The sequence below is a fragment of the Arhodomonas sp. KWT genome (assembly GCF_010993615.1).
Genome location: NZ_WNXE01000181.1, coordinates 1 through 1,617, shown reverse-complemented (window position 1 = coordinate 1,617; position 1,617 = coordinate 1). Strand labels below are relative to the sequence as shown.

Annotated in this window: 2 protein-coding genes; both read right to left on the bottom strand. The window is 72.2% G+C overall.

The genetic code is table 11. From position 1 onward, the window contains the following. Positions 1-209: 209 nt before the first annotated feature. A complete protein-coding gene (locus G7A99_RS16165) occupies positions 210-935 on the bottom strand; it encodes a DsbC family protein (protein ID WP_163142044.1) in 726 nt (241 codons plus the stop codon). Positions 936-985: 50 nt separating this feature from the next. After that, positions 986-1,617 (bottom strand): site-specific tyrosine recombinase XerD (locus G7A99_RS16160; RefSeq protein WP_163142041.1); only part of this gene is annotated, 632 nt, incomplete at its 5' end.

Below are 1,617 nucleotides of genomic sequence, written 5' to 3'. Positions count from 1 at the left end.
GTGCTCGGCGAGAGCTTCACGCGTACCACCCGCGCGCGCATGCCGGCGCACTGGTTCGCGGACCTGCCCCACACCCACGTGGCGCTGGACGACGCCATCGAGCAGGGGACGCTGTTCTGCAGCCTGCTCGCCGCCGGTGAGCCCGCATCGCCCCGCTAGTGACGATCGCCCCGCTCCCGTGGCGCCCGGCGTGCCGCCGCGGGACCGCCTCACCGGGCATCGCTGCCGGACTGCAGCAGGGCCGCAAGCTCGTCCGGGGAGCGGTAGCCGGTGACCAGCCGCCCGGTATCGGTCACGAACGTCGGCGTCCCCCGGACGTCAAAGGCCCGCGCCAGGCGCAGGTCGGCGTCCACGGGGTTGTCGCACTGGCGCTCCGGGACGTGCCTGCCCTGCTTGGCGCGGGTCAGTGCCCGGTGCCGGTCGTCGGCGCACCAGACGCTCACCGCCTTGTCGTAGGACGCACTGTTGCGGCCCGCCCGGGGCATGAACACGTAGCGCACACGGATCCCGCGGGCGAGGTAGTCGCGGATATGGCGATGGAAACGCCGGCAGTAGGGACAATCGATGTCGGTGAATACCGTGACCTCGTGACGCACCTCTCCCCGGGGCTCGTAGACGATCATGCGCGATTCGCCCAGGTCGTTGAGCCGCTGCAGACGCAGCTCCCGGCGAATGTCCTCGGTGAGCGAATGCCCGCTATCCACGTCCACGAGCTCCCCGTCCAGAAGGTAGTCGCCGTCGGCGGTCACGTAGACGACGCGCCCGCCGAGCACGGCGGCGTAGAGACCGTCGACCGGTGTCTCCTCGACCCGGGTGACGGTGGCGTCCGGCGCCAGCGCCCGGACGGCGTCGCGCACCTGCTGCTCCGGCGTTTCCGCCGTGGCCGTGGACACGGCCAGCAGGCCGCAGAGGATCAGTGCGATGGAACGGGGCATGGTGCCATCCGGGTCGATGAGGTCCGGGCCGAGTCTACCACCGCCGCCGGTCAGGCCCGGGGATGATGCACGGCGTGAAGGTCCTGGAGGCGCTGGCGCGCCACGTGGGTGTAGATCTGCGTGGTCGACAGGTCGGAGTGACCGAGCAGCATCTGCACCACGCGCAGGTCGGCGCCGTGGTTGACCAGGTGGGTCGCGAATGAGTGGCGCAGGGTGTGCGGCGACAGCGGCCCGTGGATCCCGGCCTCGACGGCGTAGTGGCGCACCCGGTACCAGAACGCCTGGCGCGTCATCGCCGCACCGCGGGCGGTCACGAAGGCGTGCCGGGAGCCCCGTTCGCCGAGCAGTGCCGTCCGCGCCCCGCGCAGGTAACGCGCGAGCCAGTCCCGGGCCGCGTCCCCGAGGGGCACCAGACGCTCGCGGCCGCCCTTGCCTGTCACCCGGACCACCCCTTCGGTAAGCCCGAGTGCCGCGACCGGCAGCCCGACCAGCTCGCTCACCCGCAGCCCCGTGGCATAGAGCACCTCGAGCATCGTGCGGTCCCGCTCGCCGATGGCGGTTTCGGTGTCCGGCGCCGCGATCAGCGCCTCCACCTCACCCTCGGTAAGCACCGCCGGCAGCGCCCGTCCTCGTTTCGGCGGGGAGACATCGGCGGTGGGATCGTCGCCGCGCAGCCCCTCGC